The following is an 18,332-nucleotide window of genomic DNA, read 5'->3' on the forward strand; positions in this document are numbered from 1 at the left end:
GGTCTCGATGGTCACAGCGACTGGGCCTGGATCGCCGTGATGGCCACGGTGTGGACGATGTCGGTGACCAGGGCGCCGCGCGACAGGTCGTTGACCGGTTTGCGGAGCCCCTGGAGCACCGGGCCGATGGCGACGGCGCCCGCCGAGCGCTGCACCGCCTTGTAGGTGTTGTTGCCCGTGTTCAGGTCGGGGAAGACCAGGACGGTGGCCCGGCCCGCCACGGGGGAGTCGGGGAGCTTGGTGGCGGCCACGGTGGGATCGACCGCCGCGTCGTACTGGATGGGGCCCTCGACCAGCAGGTCCGGGCGGCGCTCGCGCACGAGCTCGGTGGCCCTGCGCACCTTGTCGACGTCCGCCCCCGAGCCCGAGGTGCCGGTGGAGTACGACAGCAGGGCGACCCGGGGCTCCACACCGAACTGGGCGGCGGTGGCTGCCGAGGAGATGGCGATGCCCGCGAGCTGCTCGGCGTCGGGGTCGGGGTTGACGGCGCAGTCGGCGTAGGCGAGGACCTTGTCGGCCAGGCACATGAAGAACACCGAGGAGACGATCGACGCCCCTGGGGCCGTCCTGATGATCTCGAATCCGGGGCGGATCGTGGCGGCCGTGCTGTGGACGGCGCCGGAGACCATGCCGTCGGCCAGGCCCTCGTGGACCATCAGCGTGCCGAAGTAGTTGACGTCCGCGACGACGTCCTGGGCCAGCTCCACGGTCATCCCCCGGTGCGCCCTGATCCGGGCGTACACCTCGGCGAAGCGCTCCCTCAGCGGGGAGGTCGAGGGGTCCACCACCCGGGCACGGGCCGGGCGGGCGGGGTCGAGGCCGGCCGGCCGTGAGGCGTCGGGGCCGAGGGCGTCGGTGCTGTCGGCGGAGGGGGAGTCGGCGGAGGGGGAGTGGGCGGAGGCGGAGTGGGCCGAGAGGGGGTTGGCGGCGAGGGAGTGGGCCGAGAGGGGATTGGCGGAGGGGGTGCCGGGTCCGGCGGCGTCGAGCCCGAGATCGATCCCCAGGTCGGCGATCCGCTTGCGGATCACCTCCTCGTCGCCGAGCAGGGTCAGATCGCACACATTGCGGCGCAGCAGCACCTCGGCGGCACGCAGCACCCGTTCCTCGGCCCCCTCGGGCAGCACCACATGCCTGCGGTCGGAGCGGGCGCGCTCCAGCAGCTCGTGCTCGAACATCATCGGGGTGACCCGCTCGGTGCGCGAGACGGACAAGCGCCGGGTGAGCTCGGCGGTGTCCACATACAGCTCGAACAGGCCCAGCGCCATCTCGGCCTTCCTCGGGCTCGCCCCGGTCAGCCGTCCCTCCAGCGCGCTCAGGGATGTGGCGGTGGGGTAGCTCAGCGCCGGTACGGAGATCACGGGGGTGCCGGGGGCGAGGCGGGCGGCCAGCGCCGTGACATGGGCGGACGGCCGCTCGTCGAGGGTCAGCAGGATGCCCGCGATGGGCGGGGAGCCGGCCGCGTGGGCGGCCAGCGAGCCGATGATCAGATCCGCTCGGTCTCCGGGAGTGAGGACCAGGCACCCCTCGGTGAGGGCTTCGAGGAAACGGGGGAGCATGGCGCCCCCGATCACGATGTCGCGTACGTCCCTGGCCAGGCCGTCCGCGTCCCCGAGCAGCACCTCGCCGCCGACCGCCTCCACCACCTGGGAGACGGTGGGGGCCGAGAGCGCGGGCTCGTCGGGCAGGGCGTAGACGGGTATGGGCGCCGACTCGTTCAGCGGACGGGCGACGGCGGCCCGGTCCCCGGGCGCGACCCGGTTGGCGATCATGGCGATGATGTCGCAGCCGAGGTCGTGGTAGGCCTGGTAGGCGTTGCGGACCTCGGCCCGCACGGACTCCGGGCTGTGTCCGAGCCCGCCGACGACCGGCAGGACGGAGGAGCCGAACTCGTTCGCCAGGCGGGCGTTGAAGGCCAATTCCGCCGGGAGGTTGGTGTCGGCGAAGTCGGTGCCGAGGACCAGCACCACCTCGTGGTCGCGGGCCACGTCGTGGAAGCGTTCGACCAGCCGGGAGACCAGTTCGTCCGGTCCTGACTCGGCCTGGAGCTCGGCGGCCTCCTCGTACGTCGTGCCGTACAGGCGTGAGGGCGGCAGGTCGAGGCGGTAGCGGCCACGCAGGAGGTCGGCGGCGTGGTCGGTGCGGTAGCCCGTGGGGGAGCCGGGGTCGGCGTGCCGCAGCGGACGGAACAGCCCCACCCGGTCCACCTGGCGGGTGAGCAGGTCCATGACCCCGAGCTCGACGACCTGGCGGCCGTCGCCCCGCCCGATTCCCGTGATGTACACGCTGTGCGCCACGCCTGCTCTCCCGTCTCCGGCTCGCTGCCGTGTGCTGCTCGTGCCGTCCCTCGTACCTGCTTCGTGCGGTCCTCTGTGGTCCTGCGGCCCGGCCCGGGCGGACCCCGGACGACTCCAATGCCGGTGGGCAAACCCGGTGGGCAAACCCGGTGGGCAAACCCGGTGGGCAAACCCGGTGGGCAAACAAGGACGATTGTCCCTGGATCCCCCTTGACAGTACCGGTGCCGCTGGGTAAGTAGCTCGGTGGCCCTTGGTCCCTGACATGCCGGTCCGGACCGGCATGTCCGGTCTCAGTGAATCGATCTCCGCGTTCGACCCCGGCGACCGTCCCCCGTCCCCGTCACCCTGCCCACCACGGCCCGCGGGATGCGGCCGGGACCTGTGGAACGATGACTTTCCCGGTCAGGGCGATCGATCGGGGAGACCTGCTGTGCGCATCGGCGTCATGCCGTCGTCATGCGCATCGGCATCCCGACCAGCGGCGGCGACCGCGCCGGGCCGAACGCGGTGACCAGGTCCGCCGTGCACCGCGGGACGACCGAGCGCAACGCTCAAGACCGCGGCGGAGCCCCACCAGCGTGATGGTGGTGGAGGTGATGGGCCGTCATACGGAGTGGGTCACCCCGCGGGAGTCGGGCAGCAAGGACATCTTCGGCCAGGTGCGGTTCGCCGGGATCGGCAACCGCCTCGGCACGCGGTCGAGGCGGCGCGCAAGGGCGCGTTCGGGATGACGGCGCCGCGCGGCACGGCGATTTGAACTGGCGCCGCGCGGCGGCGGAGGTGGCCACCCGCCTGAAGACCGTTCCGCCGGAGCGCGTGGGACGGGGCCGAGTCGGTCGTCCAGCTCCATGACCGTCCCGGCCCCGCCCCGCGGTTCAGCCGTTGTACATGTCGGCCGCCGTCCGTGGCGGCCGTTGTCCGTGTCAGCCGTTGTACGTGGCCAGCACCTTGGTGAAGTCGTACGTGTTCTGGCTGATGCCGCTGCACGAGTCGGCGTCGGAACCGGAGCCGCACTTGCGGTCGCGGTTGACCGACCAGAAGCTGACCCGCGCCAGGTGGTGGCTGGTGGCGTAGGAGACCATGGACTTGAAGTTGGCGAGCGAGACGGTCTCACCCGCGACGTCCGTCTTGCCGTTCATCGACGAGAAGCCGCTCTTGCGGTAGGCGGCGTCGGAGGAGAGGCCGTAGGCGCTCGCCACCGTGTTCTTCAGCCCGTCCACGGCCGACTTGGTGGCGGCGGCCATGTCCACGTTGCCCTCGTCGAAGTCGAACGGCATGAGGGCCCAGCCGTCTATGTCCAGGCCGTTGGCCGCACCCCGCTTGACCAGGTCCTTGCCGTTGGAGTCCGGGCCGGAGCGGGTGGTGCCGAAGGTGACGTAGACGGTCACCCCGGGGTTGTTCGCCTTGATGATCTTCAGCGCGTCGACGACCCGCTCGCGGACGGTCGAGCTGGTGAACTCGCCCGCCTCGATGTCGATGTCGATCGACTTGAGCTTCAGCGCGTTGATCGCCTTCTGGTAGGCCCCGGCGAGCGCCGTGGCCGACGAACACTTCTGGCCGAGCTTGTTGCCGCTCCAGCCGCCGAAGGAGACCGTGACGTCGCCGCCGGCGGCCCGGATCGCGTTGATTGTCGACTGGTCGGCGCCGCCCGTGAGCGCCCGGTCGCCGTCCCACTTGGGGTTGCACCCGCCGTCGGAGAGGATGAACGCCATGGTGAACTGCTTGATGCCGGTGGCGCTCATGACCGAGGTCGCCGACGGCGGGTTGCCCCAACCGAGGTAGAGGTAGGGGCCGTTGAGGCCGACCGGGCCGGCGAGCTTCGGCGCCGCCGCGGGGGCGCCCGCGTGGTTGGGGGAGGCCACGGCGGTGGCGCCCAGGGCGGCGCAGGCGGCGAGGCCGGTGGCGGCGGCCAGTGCCAACTTGCGCGGCCCCTTGCGGCGGGCAGCCTTGTTCTCACCGTTCATATCGCTGATCTCCTGTGTGGGGGGGGAAGGGCGGTGCCGGGAGTCACGGGGTCCAGTAGTTGTGTGTGACGACGAGCATCGACTGCAGCTGCACGCTGGTGGAGTAGTAGTCGGTGCTGCTGGGGGTGGTGGCGAGCATCTTCTTCCAGAGCGCGTCCAGCCATGCCTGGCTGCCCGAGTCGGTCATCGCCGAGACGGCGAACGGGGCGAAGAACGCGGGCTCGTTGTTGCTGCTGAAGGCGCTGCCGTTGAGCTTGTAGCCGTCGTAGATCTTCGACGGATTGCCCGCGGTCTTGGTCTTGACCCAGGCATTGAGCTTGCGCGCGGCCGTCTTGGACTTGGCGTCGCCGTTGATGACCGCGTCGGAGCCGATGCGCCACGGGTCACGGCAGGCGTTCCAGTTGTAGTGGCCGTCGTGTTCGTCCTCCAGGACCTCGCCCGGCGCGGGCTTGGGGGTCGTGGTGGTGTTGACGACGAAGTCGGGGAGCAGGCCCGTGTCCGGGGCGTAGGAGGACTGGAGGTTGGCGATGACGGTCTGGGTCTTGCTCAGGACGGCGTCCCAGGTGGTGTCGCCGGTGGCGGCCTTGAACGCCTTGAAGTGGCCGGCCATCCAGTCCGAGGTGCGGGAGATCTTGTCGTCGCTGCCGGAGGACCAGTCGCCGAGCTTCATCAGCTTGGTGCTGCTGTTGAGTTCGCTCGCCTTGATGGCGTTGATCCTCTTCTTGGCCAGATCCAGGTAGTCGTTGGTGCCGTCGCTGCCCCACTGCTTGTCCGCGAGGAGGAGGCCGTAGGCGATGTCGAGGTCGCCGTCGGTGGCGGAGTCCGAGCCGTTGACGCTCTTGCAGCTCTTGTCCTGTTCGGCGGCGTGGAGGTTGGAGTTGTTCACCGACTTGTGCGCGAGGACGTACTTGAGGATGCCGTCGAAGATCTTCTTGGCGTCGGGGTCGGAGCCCGCCATGAGGGCGGTGATGACCATGCCGTAGCCCTGCGCCTCGGCGACGTAGGGGTGGTCGGCGTCGGCGGCGTAGACCTCGTACCAGCCGTTTCCGCAGTTCTGCTTGATGAAGTACGACTTCCACTTGTTGTAGAAGTTGACGACGGCCTTGTCGAGCACCGCCTGATCGCCCGTGGGCTTGAGGGTGCCCGAGGCGTAGGAGAAGGAGTGGCTGCCGAAGGGAACGGCGGGCGTGTCGACGGCGCTCGCTCCCGGGGCGAGGCCGAGCCACGCACCTCCGCCGCAGATGACGGCGGTGGCGGTGAGGAGGGCTGTGGATTTGCGACTGGACATCGAACCTCCATGCGAGGGCTGCCGTGTTCACGGGAGCTGGCGCGAGAGGAAGTTATCCAGCCGTCATGGCCTGTACAAGAGATAGGTTAGTAAAGTTTCCTAACGGTTACCCGGAAGCCAGTGGACAAGGACCGGTTCGCGCCGCAGCCCCCGCCTGCGGCGGGCGTCCGGGGGAGCGTCGGGCGGCTGCGGCGGGGCTGGCGGCGCAGGGCAACGGTCGCACCTGCGGCGCGGTGAGCAGGCGGGAAGCGGCGCCTCTGTGGCGCGCGGCGGCGCCGACGGCGGTACCGGCGCAGGGGTGGGCGCAGGGGTGGGCGCCTGCGGCGTGCTGGTGGCGCGGGGAAGCGGTCGCGCCTGTGGCGCCCGCGCGCGATGAACCGCTTGCGCGGCGGCGGGGGATGGGTGCGGGGGTTCGTCGCCGACGCGCCACCGAAGCACAACGCCCGCGGCGGGTCGGCAGGTGGGCGCGGCGCGGGCCGATGTGGATCGGTGCGCCGACGACGGCGCCGGCACCGGCCGTGGAGGCGGCCAACCCGGCTCTGCCGGCGGCGGCGCGGTGGAGCCGACGGCCCGGCGGGTGCGCCGCGGCATCGGTCCGCGCCCGAGGGCGACGTGACGCGTGGTTGGCCGGGCGGCGCGGAGTCCGGGATTGGGGTGACCGGCGGTGTGCGGTGAGTCGGCGGCCGTGCGCGGGCGGAACGCCGCCCCGCAACCCTCGACGGCGCCGGGTGGCGAGCGGGCATGCTCACGCCGGCGAGCGGGCGCGCTTGCGCCGGCGGGCGGCCGAGCGGGTGCGACTCGGCGGCGGGACGCCGGCCCGAGTGGGCGGCGCCGAGTTCTGGTGTGCGCGGTGCCCGGCCCCCACTGCTTCCTTCACGAGGGGAGTGGCAGTCCCTCGCTCCTGCTCTCTCCTGCGCAACTCTCCCATGGCGAAGCACGGCCCTGGCGGGGTGCCGCCCCGATTGCCCTCCCGGCCCCGAAAGGGGTTCTCGGGGCCGCCGTCCTCACAGCGGCGGCCCCGAGAGTCTGCGGGTGTCGGAGGCCGGTGACCCCCGCTGACCGATCCGATCATGTCCGTGGCAGCAAACTCTGCGCCATCCTTTCGATCAGGACTGAAAGGTCTGCTCACTTTTCGGACAGAATCGAGAAATTGTTCGGTCAACTACCGTCTAGAGGTCGGCCAGCGTATTCCAGAACATCAGCTCGTACCCCTGGAGCATCCGGCCGTACCCCCGCGACCGCTCCAGCGACGCCCCCATGTCCAAACCCCACTGCACGGCCCGCAGCGACTTCTCCTGCACCTCCGGATCCGGCTCCGCGAAGAAGTCGAAGAACCCCCGTGCCTGCGCCCCGAAGCCGTAGTGCCGCTCCAACGCCTCGCTGACGGTCGCGCAGTAACCGCCCCACGCGGCGAAGTTGGCCGTCAGGGCCAGCGGTACCGACGTCGGGTCGGCGTTGAGCGCCATCCACGCCATGTAGGCCGGATACCCTTGGCACCCCGGCTGAGGCTCATAGGAACGCAGCGAACTCCCGTCGTGCCCGCACGCGACGGCGAACGGTGTCAGCCTGCCCAGCGCCTCGGACTCCCCCCGCGCCAGATCCTCGAAGAACTCCGCGACGGGCGAGTCCGCCGGCGAACGCGCGGCCAAGTGCAGGAAGCTGCGGCGGTCGCTCGAGACGATGTGCCTCTGCTCGGCGGCCAGCGCTCCCAGGGTCCGGCGGGACGCCTTTCCTTCGGCGATCAGCCCCACCAAGCGGTTGGCGCCGCTCTCCGGCGCCAGCTCCCGCTGGACCGCCTCCACCGCTTCCCATGCCGAACGGGCCATGCCATCACCCCTGTGCACTCGGGTCCGCTGTCAATTGTGCCAACGATCCCGGCCCTGTCGGGGGTTCGGTGTCCGGGGCCACCGTCCCCTCCCCGGTGGCCCCGGGCACCGGGGCATGCAGAATGGCCATGGCATACGAAGAACCACCATGGTTTCGTTCAGCGCCGAAACCAAGGGGTGAGTTTCGGCCGCAATCACCCCGTCCCGAGTGAACAGAGCATGTACTGCTCCCCATCTTCGCGGGGCGAAGGCCGAAAAGCGTGGTTGCCGCCGAACCCCAGTACGTAAAGTCTGTGTGTCATCGACTTGTCACGGCGCGTCACCGAGGCGTGCCGGAAGAGGCCATGGGGTGCCGAGTGCTTCTCATCGCGTTCACCACGCAGGACCTGGCCAAGGTCTCGTTCCGCGGCTTCGACCCGTGGACGGAGGCCGTCCTCAGTATCCGCGTCCTGCGCGACAGCGGCCGTGCGGGCGCCTTCGGCGAGTGGCGGCGGACGACAGCAGGGGAGATCGCCGGGCGGGGGCTGGGCCCCGAACTGCACGTGCTCGCCAAAGGCGCCCCGCAGCCACCGGACGACGGGCCGCTGCGCGAGGCGCTCGACTGCTACCGCGCCTTCGCGATCGAGCCGTACCGGCGCCGCATAGCCGCCGTCATCGAGGCAGAACTCCAGGCCCGCGCCAAGCTGCTGATGCAAAGCGGCCATGCCATGGCGCTGGACGGGCTGGGCTCGCACACCCGCTGGTCGGGCTCGGTCCTCGAGGCCCGTTCCGCCGAGCCCGGCGAGGTGCGCCTCGGCGGTGGGGGACTCGTCCTCCAGCCGTCGTTCTTCTGCCCGCCGGAGCATGTCCTGCTGACCGGCCCTCAGGAGCGGCCGGTCCTCGTCTACCCGGTGCGCCAGAGCGCCGGCGCCCCCGACGACCTCGCCGAGGACGACGCCCCCCGATACGACCTCGGGGCCCTGCTCGGGGTGACGAGGGCGACGGCGCTGGAGGCGATATCGGACCGGTGCAGCACCACGGAGCTGGCCCGGCGGCTGCACACCTCGCTCGCCACCGCCAGCCAGCACGCGGCCGTGCTGCGCGAGACCGGGCTCGTGGCCACCAGTCGCTGCGGCCGCAAGGTCGAGCACACCCTCACGCCGCTGGGCGAACGGCTCCTGATCACCGCCGCCGGAGCGGCCGGCGGCTGACCCGGCGGCCGATGGCGGACCCAGGAACCGGCCCGAGCGTCGGACCAGAACCGGACCAAGAACCGGCCCGAGCATCGAAGGACGGGCACGGGGCAGCCGACACAGAAGGGGAGGAGGGCTGCCCCGTGCCCGGTTCAGGAGTGTGCGCTCACGCGTCCACGGTCGCCCGGTCCGGCTTGTCCAGTGACGGAGCCGTTCCGGCCGGGACAACCGCCTCGCCCGCAGGAGCCGCCTCCCCGTGCCCGTTCTCCACGAGCGTGGTCTCGTCGAACGGGATCCGCCCGGCGAGCACCTGGTCGGCCCTGGCCCTGTCGAACTCCTTGGTCCACGTACCGATCAGGACGGTCGCCACCGCGTTGCCCGCGAAGTTGGTCAGCGCCCGCGCCTCGGACATGAAGCGGTCGATTCCGACGATGAGCCCCACACCGTCGACGAGTTCGGGCCGGTGCGACTGGAGGCCGCCCGCCAGGGTCGCCATGCCCGCACCGGTCACCCCAGCCGCACCCTTGGACGCGATGACCATGAAGACCAGCAGAGAGATCTGCTGACCCAGCGAGAGCGGCTTGCCCATGGCCTCGGCCACGTACAGCGAGGCCATCGTCAGGTAGATCGCGGTGCCGTCGAGGTTGAACGAGTAGCCCGTCGGCACGGTGATACCGGCCACCGGCCTGCTCACGCCCAGGTGCTCCATCTTCGCGATCAGCCTCGGCAGCGCCGACTCCGACGACGAGGTGGACAGGATCAGCAGGAACTCCCGGCCGAGGTACTTCAGCAGCGCCAGCAGGTTCAGCCCGGCGAAGACGCGGAGCATCGTGCCGAGGACGAGGAAGACGAAGACCAGGCAGGTCGCGTAGAAGCCGAGCATGATCACGGCGAGGCTCTTGAGCGCGTCCACGCCCGTCTGCCCGACCACCGCGGCGATCGCGCCGAAGGCACCGACCGGGGCCGCCCACATGATCATCGACAGGACTCGGAAGACCAGACGCTGGATGTGCCCGACGCCCCGCAGGATCGGCTCGCCGGCCGAGCCCATCGCCTGGATGGCGAAGCCCGCCAGCAGGGCGACCAGCAGGGTCTGCAGGACCTGGCCCTCGGTGAACGCCGACACCATCGTCTTGGGGATGATCCCCAGCAGGAAGTCGACCGTGCCCTCGCTGCCGCCCGCGGCCTGCGTGTGCCCGGCCGCCTTCGCCGCCTCGGACAGGTGCAGCCCGTCGCCCGGGTGCAGGATGTTGCCGACCACCAGGCCGATGGCCAGCGCCACCGTGGACATCACCATGAAGTAGGCGAGTGCCAGACCGCCGACCGCGCCGACCCTGGCGGCCTTGCGCACCGAGCCGACGCCCAGCACGATCGTGCAGAAGATGATCGGCGAGATCATCATCTTGATCAGGCTCACAAAGCCGTCACCGAGCGGCTTGAGCTCCACCGCCGTGTCCGGAGCCGCGAACCCCACGGCGATACCGAGGAGCACGGCGACGATCACCGCGAGGTAGAGGTAGTGGGTCCTGTCCCGGCGCCGCCCGGGGGTGAGGGCCGTCCGCGGCGCCCCGGGGGGCTCTGGGGGGCCGGCTTGTGCGCTGTCCGCGGCCATGGAGGTCTCCTTCGTGCGTGTCCCGTGGGGTGGAGTCCCGCTGAATATGCGCCCCGGAGTGACACGGGTCACGCTTGCGTTCATTTCGTTCACGCCACGGCACCGAAACGCCTCGTTCACCCCGGGGAAACGATTCGGCCGCGAGGTGCACACTGGTGGGCATGCCGGAGCACCACCCGCCCCGTCCCCGTCCCCGCCGCCCCGACCCCCGCCGCTCGCACCCGCGCCGCCGCAGCCTCGCGGGACAGCTGTTCGCGATGCAGGTCGTCGTCGTGGCCGCGGTCGTGGCCGGGTGCGCGGTGCTGGCTTATTTCAACGCCCACACCCAGGTCCGTGAGGCCGCCCGCAAGCAGGTCGTCGCCACGGCCGCCGCCATCGCCGCCGCCCCCACCGTCCGGAAGGCCGTCCAGGAGCCCGACCCCAGCCGTACGCTCCAGCCCTACGCCGAGAAGGTCCGGCACGAGTCGGGGGTCGCCTTCGTCACGATCATGGCGCCGGACGGCACCCGCTACACCCATCCCGACCCCAGCCGCATCGGTGAGCATTTCCTCGGCCACACCCGCAGGGCGCTTCAGGGCGAGACCTTCACCGAGACCTACACCGGCACCCTGGGGCCCTCGGTCCGCGTCGTCACCCCGGTCTTCAACGACAGCGGCAGGGTCAGCGCCCTGGTCAGCGCGGGGATCACCGTGGACGCGATCTCCGGGCAGGTCCGCAAACAGGTGCTGCCGATGATCGGCGTCGCCGCCGCCGCCCTGATCCTGTGCGGGCTGGGCACCTACTTCGTCAACGCCCGGCTGCGCCGCCACACCCACGGCATGGGTGCCGGTGAGCTCAGCCGGATGTACGACTACCACCAGGCCACCCTCCACGCGGTCCGGGAGGGCCTGCTCCTGCTCGACGGCAGACGCCGGGTCGGCCTGTGCAACGACGGCGGGCGCGAACTGCTCGGCCTGCCGGAGGACGTCGAGGGCAGCGAGGTCGCGGCGCTCGGCCTGCCCGCGTCACTGACCGCCGCCCTGCTCTCGGACGAGCCACGGGTGGACGAGGTGCATCTGACCGACCAGCGGGTCGTGGTCGTCAACACCTCGCCCATCGCCACCGAGAGCGGAGGCACGGTGGTGACCCTCCGCGACCACACCGACCTCCAGGCCCTCACGGGCGAGCTGGACTCCGTGCGCGGCTTCACCGAGGCGCTGCGCTCGCAGGCGCACGAGGCCGCCAACCGGCTGCACGCCGTGGTGTCCCTCATCGAACTCGGTCGCGCCGACGAAGCCGTGGAATTCGCCACGGCGGAGCTGGAGCTCGCCCAGGCGCTCACCGACCAGGTGGTCGCCGCGGTCGCGGAACCGGTGCTGGCGGCGCTCCTGCTGGGAAAGGCCGCGCAGGCCAACGAGCGCGGGGTCGAGCTGTCCATCACCGCCGACAGCGAGATCGACGACGGGGTGATTCCCTCGGGGCTCGGCTCCCGCGACCTGGTGACGATCCTCGGCAACCTGATCGACAACGCGGTGGACGCCGCCATCGAGGGCGCCGGCCGCCGGGGGAGCCGCCCCAAGGTGACGGTGACCGCGCGCGCGGCCGGGGGAGAACTGCTGATCCGCGTGGCCGACAACGGACGGGGGGTGGACCCGGCCGCCGCCCGCGAGGTCTTCCGGCGGGGCTGGTCCACGAAGACCGGCGCCACGGGTACCGGGACGGTGGCCGCCACCCGCGAGTCCCCCGCCGACGCGGCCGCTTCGGCCGACGCCCCCGGAACCCAGCCCTACGGCCGCGGCCTGGGACTCGCCCTCGTCGAGCAGGCGGCCCGCCGCCACGGCGGGTCCGTGGACATAGGCCGGGACGAGGGAGCGGTCTTCACCGTCCGCCTGCCCCTGGACCGGGTCGAGGTGGCCGGGTGATCCAGGTGCTCGTCGTCGAGGACGACGTGGTCGCGGCCGACGCCCACCGGATGTACGTGGAGCGGGTCGACGGCTTCGCCGTGGCCGGGGTGGTCCACTCGGGCACCGAGGCCCTGCGCTTCCTCAACCAGCCGGGACCCGACCGGCCGCAGGTCGACCTGGTCCTGCTCGACCTCTACCTCCCCGACGGGCACGGGCTCCAGGTCTGCCGGTCGCTGCGGGCCGCCGGGCACACCGCCGACGTCATCGCGGTGACCTCGGCACGGGATCTGGCGATGGTGCGTCAGGCGGTGTCCGTCGGCGTGGTCCAGTACCTGCTCAAGCCCTTCACCTACCCGACGCTGCGCGACCGCCTCGAGCAGTACGCCCGCTTCCGCGAGGACATGGCCGGGGCCGGGCAGGCCTCGAGCCAGGACGACGTGGACCGGGCGCTGTCGGCGCTGCGCGGTCCCCGTTCCGCCGTGCTGCCCAAGGGGCTCAGCGGCCCGACCCTGGAGGCCGTGACGACGGCGCTGCGCGAGGCCGGGGAAGGGCTGTCCGCCGGTTCGGCGGGCGCCGCCGTGGGTGTCTCCCGGATCACCGCCCGCCGCTATCTCGAGCACCTGGTGGACACCGGTCTCGCCGAACGCACCCCCCAGTACGGCCAGGTGGGCCGCCCGGAGCTCTGCTACCGCTGGGCCGGGGCCACTTCGCCGTGACCCCGGCCCCCGCCCCGGACCCGGACCCCCCGCCCCCGGGCCGTGTGGAGCGGGCTCGGTGGAGCGGGCTCACTGGAAGAGCTGCCCCCGCACCGCCCCACCGGGGAACTGCGCGGTGTGGACGTTGGCGTAGAAGCCGCCCGGGTGGTGGCGGACCTCCTTGACCACGGCGGGGTTCTGGTTGGGCACGGTCCCGGAGATCGCGAAGATGTTCTGCGGCACGGGCGTGGTGAACAGGGGCACCTTCACATCGCCGTTCTTGCCGAAGCCGCCCTGGTGGATGTGGCCGAGCGTGGGCGCGCCGATGTTGACCCAGGCCAGCGAGTAGTCGACCTCGGTGCCCCGGGGGTGCAGGAAGGCGATGGCGTGCCCGTCGGGGTCGCCGACCGCGACCTTCGGGTCGGCACCGGGGACCTCCTGGCCGCCGTCGGCCAGCGCGTGCAGCTTGCCGCCCCGGACGATGTCGAGCGGGTTGACCGGGTGGCTCAGCGGCTTGAGCTGTCCGCGCACGGCACCGCCCGGGAACTCCTTGCTGTGCAGGTTCACGTAGAACCCGTCGGGGTTGCTGCGGATGTCCTGCGCCAGCTCGGCATCGGTCACCGACACCTGACCAGCCGCGGAGTCCACGGTGTCGGGCATCGCCGTGCCGAACAGCGGCACCTTCACATCCCCGTTGGCCCCCGCCTTCCCCTGGTGGATGTGGCCCAGCGTCGGGGCGCCGATCCCCCTCCACTGGAGGGCGAAGGTCACCCGGTCGCCCTGGACGCGGACCAGTGCCACCGCCTTGCCGTCGGGATCACCCACGGCAGGGCCGCCCGGCGCCTGCACTTCCTGGCCACCGGTCAGCCGGGCGCCCAGGAAGACCGAAGGGCCATGGGCCGGGGTCATCGGAGCGGACTGATGTGCGGAGCCCTCAACGGCCCCGTGCCCGGCGCCGTGAGTGCCATGGGCCACCGCGGGGGAGGCGGCGGCGATGCCGAGGGTCAGTGCGGCGGCCGAGAGGGTGAGTGCGCTCTTTCGCATGGTTTGCATCCTTCCGAGAAGTGTGAGTGCACCCGGGAATACGCGACCCCCGTCCGAAGCGTTCAATCGCTTCCAGGATTAGACGGATTCAAAAACTATTGAACCTCTGGGCGCCCCCGTCCGTAGTGACTCGTGAACACCGGTCAGGAAATATCTCTACGAAACGACGAGGACGGTCACCATGCGTGCACGAACCGCTCTGCTCGCGACACCGCTGGCGCTGCTCGGTCTTGCCGCCTGCGGCGGGGGCGACGGGGGAAGCGGCAAGGCAGCGGACTCCCCGAAGGGCGGTGCGAAAGCCGCGACTTCGGTCAAGGTGGCGCAGTCCGACCTCGGCCCGATCCTGGTGGACCAGCAGGGCCGCACCCTGTACGCCTTCACGAAGGACAAGGACAGGGCGAGCAACTGCGACGCCGACTGCATCGCGGTCTGGCCCGCGCTCACCGGCAAGGACCAGGCCTCGGCGGGCAAGGGCGCGGACAAGGCGCTGCTGGGGAAGGCCGAGCGCACCAAGGGCGCCGTGCAGACGACGTACGGGCAGTGGCCCCTGTACTACTACGTGGGTGACTCCGCCGCGGGGGACACCAGCGGCCAGGGCCTGGACGGCGAGTGGTTCGTGGTGGGCGCCGACGGCAAGCTGATCCGCAAGTCCGCCTGAAGGCGCGGCTCCCGGTGCCTACACCGGCTTCAGCCACACCGTCGCCAGCGGCGGCAGCGCGAGCTGGATGCTGCCGCGGCGCCCGTTCCAGGCCACGGCCTCTGCCTTGACCGACTCCGGCGCCACCACACCGCTGCCGCCGTAGGACAGCGCGTCGGTGTTGAGGACTTCGCGCCAGGCCTCCCCGGCGGTGTCCGGGACCCCCACTCGGTAGTGCTCGCGCACCACGGGCGAGAAGTTGCTCACGCACACCAGGGGAGTGCCCTGGTCGTCGTAGCGGACGAAGGAGAGGACATTGTCCTCGGCCGCCTCGCCGTCGATCCAGGAGAAGCCGTCGGGTGAGGCGTCGAGGCTCCACAGCGCGGGGGTGTCCGCGTAGACGTGGTTGAGGTCGCGGACCAGGTCGCGGACGCCGCGGTGGTCCGGCTCGGCCGGGTAGGCCGGGTCGAGCAGCCACCAGTCGGGGCCGCGGTCGTGCGACCACTCCGCGCCCTGGGCGAACTCCTGGCCCATGAACAGCAGCTGCTTGCCCGGGTGGGCCCACATGAAGCCCAGGTAGGCGCGGGTGCTTGCCCGCTGCTGCCACCAGTCCCCGGGCATCTTCGAGACCAGGGAGCCCTTGCCGTGCACCACCTCGTCGTGGGAGATCGGCAGGCAGTAGTTCTCCGAGTAGGCGTAGACCATGGAGAACGTCATCCCGTGGTGGTGGTACTTGCGGTGCACCGGCTCCTTGGACATGTACTCCAGGGAGTCGTGCATCCAGCCCATGTTCCACTTCAGGCCGAAGCCGAGGCCGCCGAAGCCGCCGGGCCCGGTGTGGTGGGTGGCGCGGGTGACCCCGTCCCAGGCGGTGGACTCCTCGGCGACGGTCACGACGCCCGGGCAGCGGCGGTAGACGGTGGCGTTCATCTCCTGGAGGAACGCGACCGCGTCGAGGTTCTCCCGGCCGCCGTGCCGGTTGGGCGTCCACTGGCCGTACTCGCGCGAGTAGTCGAGGTAGAGCATGGAGGCGACCGCGTCGACCCGCAGGCCGTCGATGTGGAACTCCTCGCACCAGTACACGGCGTTGGCGACGAGGAAGTTGCGGACCTCGTTGCGGCCGTAGTCGAAGACGAGGGTGCCCCAGTCCGGGTGCTCGGCCGTCGCAGGGTCGGGGTGCTCGTAGAGGGTGGTGCCGTCGAAGCGCGCCAGCGCCCACTCGTCCTTGGGGAAGTGCGCCGGCACCCAGTCCATGATCACGCCGACCCCGGCGCGGTGCAGGGCGTCGACCAGGAACTTGAAGTCGTCCGGGGTGCCCAGCCGCGAGGTGGGGGCGTAGTAGGAGGTGACCTGGTAGCCCCACGACCCGCCGAACGGGTGCTCGGCCACCGGCATGAGCTCGACATGGGTGAAGCCCAGGTCCTTCACGTACCGCGGAAGCTCCTCGGCCAGCGCCCGGTAGTCCAGCCCCGGCCGCCAAGAGGGCAGGTGGACCTCGTAGACGGAGAACGGCGCCTCGTGCGCCGACCGCTCGGAACGCGTCCGTATCCAGCTCTGGTCGGACCAGACGTACTCGGAGACGGTCACGACGGAGGCGGTGGCGGGCGGGACCTCGGTGGCCCGCGCCATGGGGTCGGCCTTCATCGTCAGGGAGCCGTCGCGGCGGGCGACCTCGTACTTGTAGAGCGTGCCCGCGCCCACCTCGGGGACGAACAGCTCCCAGACACCCGACGAGCCGAGCGAGCGCATCGGGTGGCTGGTGCCGTCCCAGTTGTTGAAGTCCCCCGCCACCCGCACGCCCAGCGCGTTGGGCGCCCAGACGGTGAAGCGGGTGCCGGTGACCGTGCCGACCGTGGTGACATGCGAGCCGAGCGCCTCCCACAGCCTCTCGTGGCGGCCCTCGCCGATCAGGTGCAGGTCCAGCTCGCCGAGGGTGGGCAGGAAGCGGTAGGGGTCCTCGACGGTGTGCTCGGTGCCGTCGTAGGTGACGACGAGCCGGTGGTCGGGGATGCAGGTGAGCGGCAGGGCCGCGGTGAACAGCCCTCCGGCCTGGGGGATCAGCTCGGCCCGCAGGCCCTCGGCCTCCACTCGGACGCTCTCGGCGAACGGGCGCAGCACCCGCACGGCGATGTCGCCGTCCGGGAGCCGGTGGGCGCCCAGGACCGAGTGCGGGTCGTGGTGGACGCCACGGCGCAGGCGGTCGAGCTCACCGGACGTCAGGGAGGCCGGGGATGCCTGCGGCCGCGTGGCGGAGGCGGCGGCCGGGGGCGCGGGGTCGGCGGAGGCGGCGGTCGGAGCCGGCTGCGGCTGCGTGGAGGGAACCGGACGCTTTCCGCTGCCGCCGTCCTCACCTGGGGTGGGCTGGGGAAGGAAAGCGGGCTCCCCGGATACGGACTCGGACGGTTGGCGCGGGGTCACGGGAGGTCCTCCTGGTAACTGGTCAGTGGCTGGGGGATGCGGACAGGCGCTCGATCGCGGACATGGGGATGGGCAGCCACGCCGGGCGGTGCCGGGCCTCGTAGAGGCACTCGTAGACGGCCTTGTCGGTCTCGAACGCGCGCATGAGCACATGTTCCCCGGCCGGGTCGTGGTCTCCGGTCGTCGCGTATCCGGCGAGGAACGCCGAGCGGTTGCGCTTCGCCCAGGCCTCGGCGAGCGGGCCCGCGCCGTGGTGCCTTGCCGCGTAGTCGAACGAGCGCAGCATGGCGGCGACGTCCCGGACGGCGGGCTGCGGGCGGCGCCGCTCCTCGATCGGCTGGGCGGGCTCGCCCTCGAAATCCAGCAGCACCCAGCCGTCGGGGGTGCGCAGCACCTGCCCGAGGTGGAGGTCGCCGTGGACCCGCTGGGCGGGCAGGGTACGGCCACCGTGGCCGAGTTCGGCGAGGTCCTGGAACGCCGATCGCAGCGCGGTGCGGTACGGCTGGAGCGCGGGGACGGCGGAGGCGGCGGCCTCCAGACGGGCGGTCATGCCGTCGGCGAGGCCTTCGATCTGGGTCTCGCCGAGGGTCTCGACCGGCAGTGCCCGGGCGAGCGCGGTGTGCACCTCGGCGGTGGCCTGCCCGAGCAGGAACGACTCGGCGGTGAAGTCGCCCTCGGGCACGGAGGCCAGGGCCAGCTCCCACCCGTCGGCCGTGCCGGGCAGGAAGCGCTGGAGCAGCCCCAGGGTGACGGGCTCGCCCGCGCCGTCGCCGTCGCCGTACGGCCAGACGGTCTCGAACCAGCCCACCGGCGCCGGTACCCGCGTGCTGCCCGCCGCGGCCAGCGCCAGCGTCAGCTCCAGATCGGGGTTGGTGCCGGGGCTGACCCGGCGGAAGACCTTGAGGATGAGCGAGTCGCCGAAGACCACGGAGGTGTTGCTCTGCTCGGCGGTGCCGACCCTGGGCCCCAGCCCGGTGGGGATCTCGGCGCCGGGGGAGCGGTGGAAGCCCAGGCATGAGAAGCGGTCGCCGTCGCGCAGATGGCCCAGCAGCCGCCCGGCCAGCGCGGGATCGTGCAGCGCGTCGAGCACCAGCAGTCCGTCGTGCGCCCCGCCGTCGATGCGGCCGATGAGGGCCGGGGCCAGGGACGTGGGCAATGTGGTACGGGTGCCGACCAGCAACTGGTAGGTGTCGCCCGCGCCGGAGCCCAGGTGCCGCACCCGCAGGAGCAGGTGCACCAGGCCGGAGGAGTCGCCCGCGGGTGCGGCGAGTTCGGTGCCGGACAGCACCCGGATGTCCGTGATGGGTCTGCCCTTGCCGGAGAACCACCGCTGCTGCGGCAGCCATCCATGGATCAGGGGGAGCAGGGCGTCGAGCAGCTCGCCGCCCGCGGCAGGGGCCCGCCGCAGGCCGGGCGCACCACCCGTCCGCGCGGCGGAGGTGCTCCAGGAGGTGTCTGACATGACGTCCTTTCCCCGGGGGCCTCTCTCGGTGGCCGG

At 71.6% G+C, this 18,332-nt stretch carries 13 protein-coding genes; 5 read left to right on the plus strand and 8 right to left on the minus strand.

All coding sequences use genetic code 11. The annotated features are described in order from the left end of the window. Positions 1-11 precede the first annotated feature (11 nt). On the minus strand, positions 12-2,294 hold the full coding sequence (gene pta / locus IEY86_RS36625; protein ID WP_229698650.1) for a phosphate acetyltransferase: 2,283 nt from the start codon (positions 2,292-2,294) through the stop codon (positions 12-14). Between the two features lie 597 nt (positions 2,295-2,891). On the opposite strand from pta, the gene IEY86_RS37595 reads away from it, so the two are divergent. Continuing rightward, positions 2,892-3,026, plus strand: a complete 135-nt coding sequence (locus IEY86_RS37595) for a hypothetical protein (protein WP_265805186.1) — start codon at positions 2,892-2,894, stop codon at positions 3,024-3,026. 192 nt (positions 3,027-3,218) lie between these two features. Here the strand turns inward: IEY86_RS37595 and IEY86_RS21755 are convergent, their stop codons facing one another. The 3 genes from IEY86_RS21755 to IEY86_RS21765 form a co-directional block, all read right to left on the minus strand. Further along, a complete protein-coding gene (locus tag IEY86_RS21755; RefSeq protein WP_189133478.1) occupies positions 3,219-4,259 on the minus strand; it encodes a chitinase in 1,041 nt (346 codons plus the stop codon). A gap of 43 nt (positions 4,260-4,302) precedes the next feature. After that, complete coding sequence (locus tag IEY86_RS21760; RefSeq protein WP_189133479.1) at positions 4,303-5,547, minus strand: family 8 glycosyl hydrolase; 1,245 nt, start codon at positions 5,545-5,547, stop codon at positions 4,303-4,305. A 1,169-nt stretch (positions 5,548-6,716) separates the two neighbouring features. Beyond that, entirely contained in the window at positions 6,717-7,373 is a 657-nt protein-coding gene (locus IEY86_RS21765) for a TenA family protein (protein ID WP_189133480.1), read from the minus strand. 356 nt (positions 7,374-7,729) lie between these two features. Between IEY86_RS21765 and IEY86_RS21770 the strand changes: the two genes are divergently transcribed. Next, positions 7,730-8,563, plus strand: a complete 834-nt coding sequence (locus IEY86_RS21770) for an ArsR/SmtB family transcription factor (protein ID WP_189133481.1) — start codon at positions 7,730-7,732, stop codon at positions 8,561-8,563. 148 nt (positions 8,564-8,711) lie between these two features. Here the strand turns inward: IEY86_RS21770 and IEY86_RS21775 are convergent, their stop codons facing one another. Then, positions 8,712-10,157: a cation:dicarboxylate symporter family transporter gene (locus IEY86_RS21775; RefSeq protein WP_189133482.1), complete on the minus strand. Its 1,446-nt coding sequence runs from the start codon at positions 10,155-10,157 to the stop codon at positions 8,712-8,714. A gap of 161 nt (positions 10,158-10,318) precedes the next feature. Between IEY86_RS21775 and IEY86_RS21780 the strand changes: the two genes are divergently transcribed. Together IEY86_RS21780 and IEY86_RS21785 are read left to right on the plus strand one after the other, a co-directional pair. Further along, a complete protein-coding gene (locus IEY86_RS21780) occupies positions 10,319-12,058 on the plus strand; it encodes a sensor histidine kinase (RefSeq protein WP_373287066.1) in 1,740 nt (579 codons plus the stop codon). Further along, on the plus strand, positions 12,055-12,756 hold the full coding sequence (locus IEY86_RS21785; protein ID WP_189133483.1) for a response regulator: 702 nt from the start codon (positions 12,055-12,057) through the stop codon (positions 12,754-12,756). The genes IEY86_RS21780 and IEY86_RS21785 overlap by 4 nt, the downstream gene beginning before the upstream one ends. A gap of 69 nt (positions 12,757-12,825) precedes the next feature. Here IEY86_RS21785 and IEY86_RS21790 read toward each other — a convergent pair whose 3' ends face one another. After that, the gene (locus tag IEY86_RS21790; protein WP_189133484.1) at positions 12,826-13,779 is read right to left on the minus strand and encodes a CHRD domain-containing protein; all 954 of its coding nucleotides are present in this window, start codon (positions 13,777-13,779) and stop codon (positions 12,826-12,828) included. A gap of 181 nt (positions 13,780-13,960) precedes the next feature. Here IEY86_RS21790 and IEY86_RS21795 point away from each other — a divergent pair, with 181 nt between their 5' ends. Next, complete coding sequence (locus IEY86_RS21795; protein ID WP_189133485.1) at positions 13,961-14,437, plus strand: COG4315 family predicted lipoprotein; 477 nt, start codon at positions 13,961-13,963, stop codon at positions 14,435-14,437. An 18-nt stretch (positions 14,438-14,455) separates the two neighbouring features. On the opposite strand, the gene glgB is transcribed toward IEY86_RS21795, so the two are convergent. Together glgB and IEY86_RS21805 are read right to left on the minus strand one after the other, a co-directional pair. Next, positions 14,456-16,834, minus strand: a complete 2,379-nt coding sequence (glgB, locus tag IEY86_RS21800; RefSeq protein ID WP_373287067.1) for a 1,4-alpha-glucan branching protein GlgB — start codon at positions 16,832-16,834, stop codon at positions 14,456-14,458. 22 nt (positions 16,835-16,856) lie between these two features. Next, the gene (locus IEY86_RS21805) at positions 16,857-18,296 is read right to left on the minus strand and encodes a maltokinase N-terminal cap-like domain-containing protein (protein WP_373287068.1); all 1,440 of its coding nucleotides are present in this window, start codon (positions 18,294-18,296) and stop codon (positions 16,857-16,859) included. Positions 18,297-18,332: the final 36 nt, after the last annotated feature.

Source organism: Wenjunlia tyrosinilytica, from assembly GCF_014646055.1.
Taxonomy (GTDB): Bacteria; Actinomycetota; Actinomycetes; order Streptomycetales; family Streptomycetaceae; genus Wenjunlia; species Wenjunlia tyrosinilytica.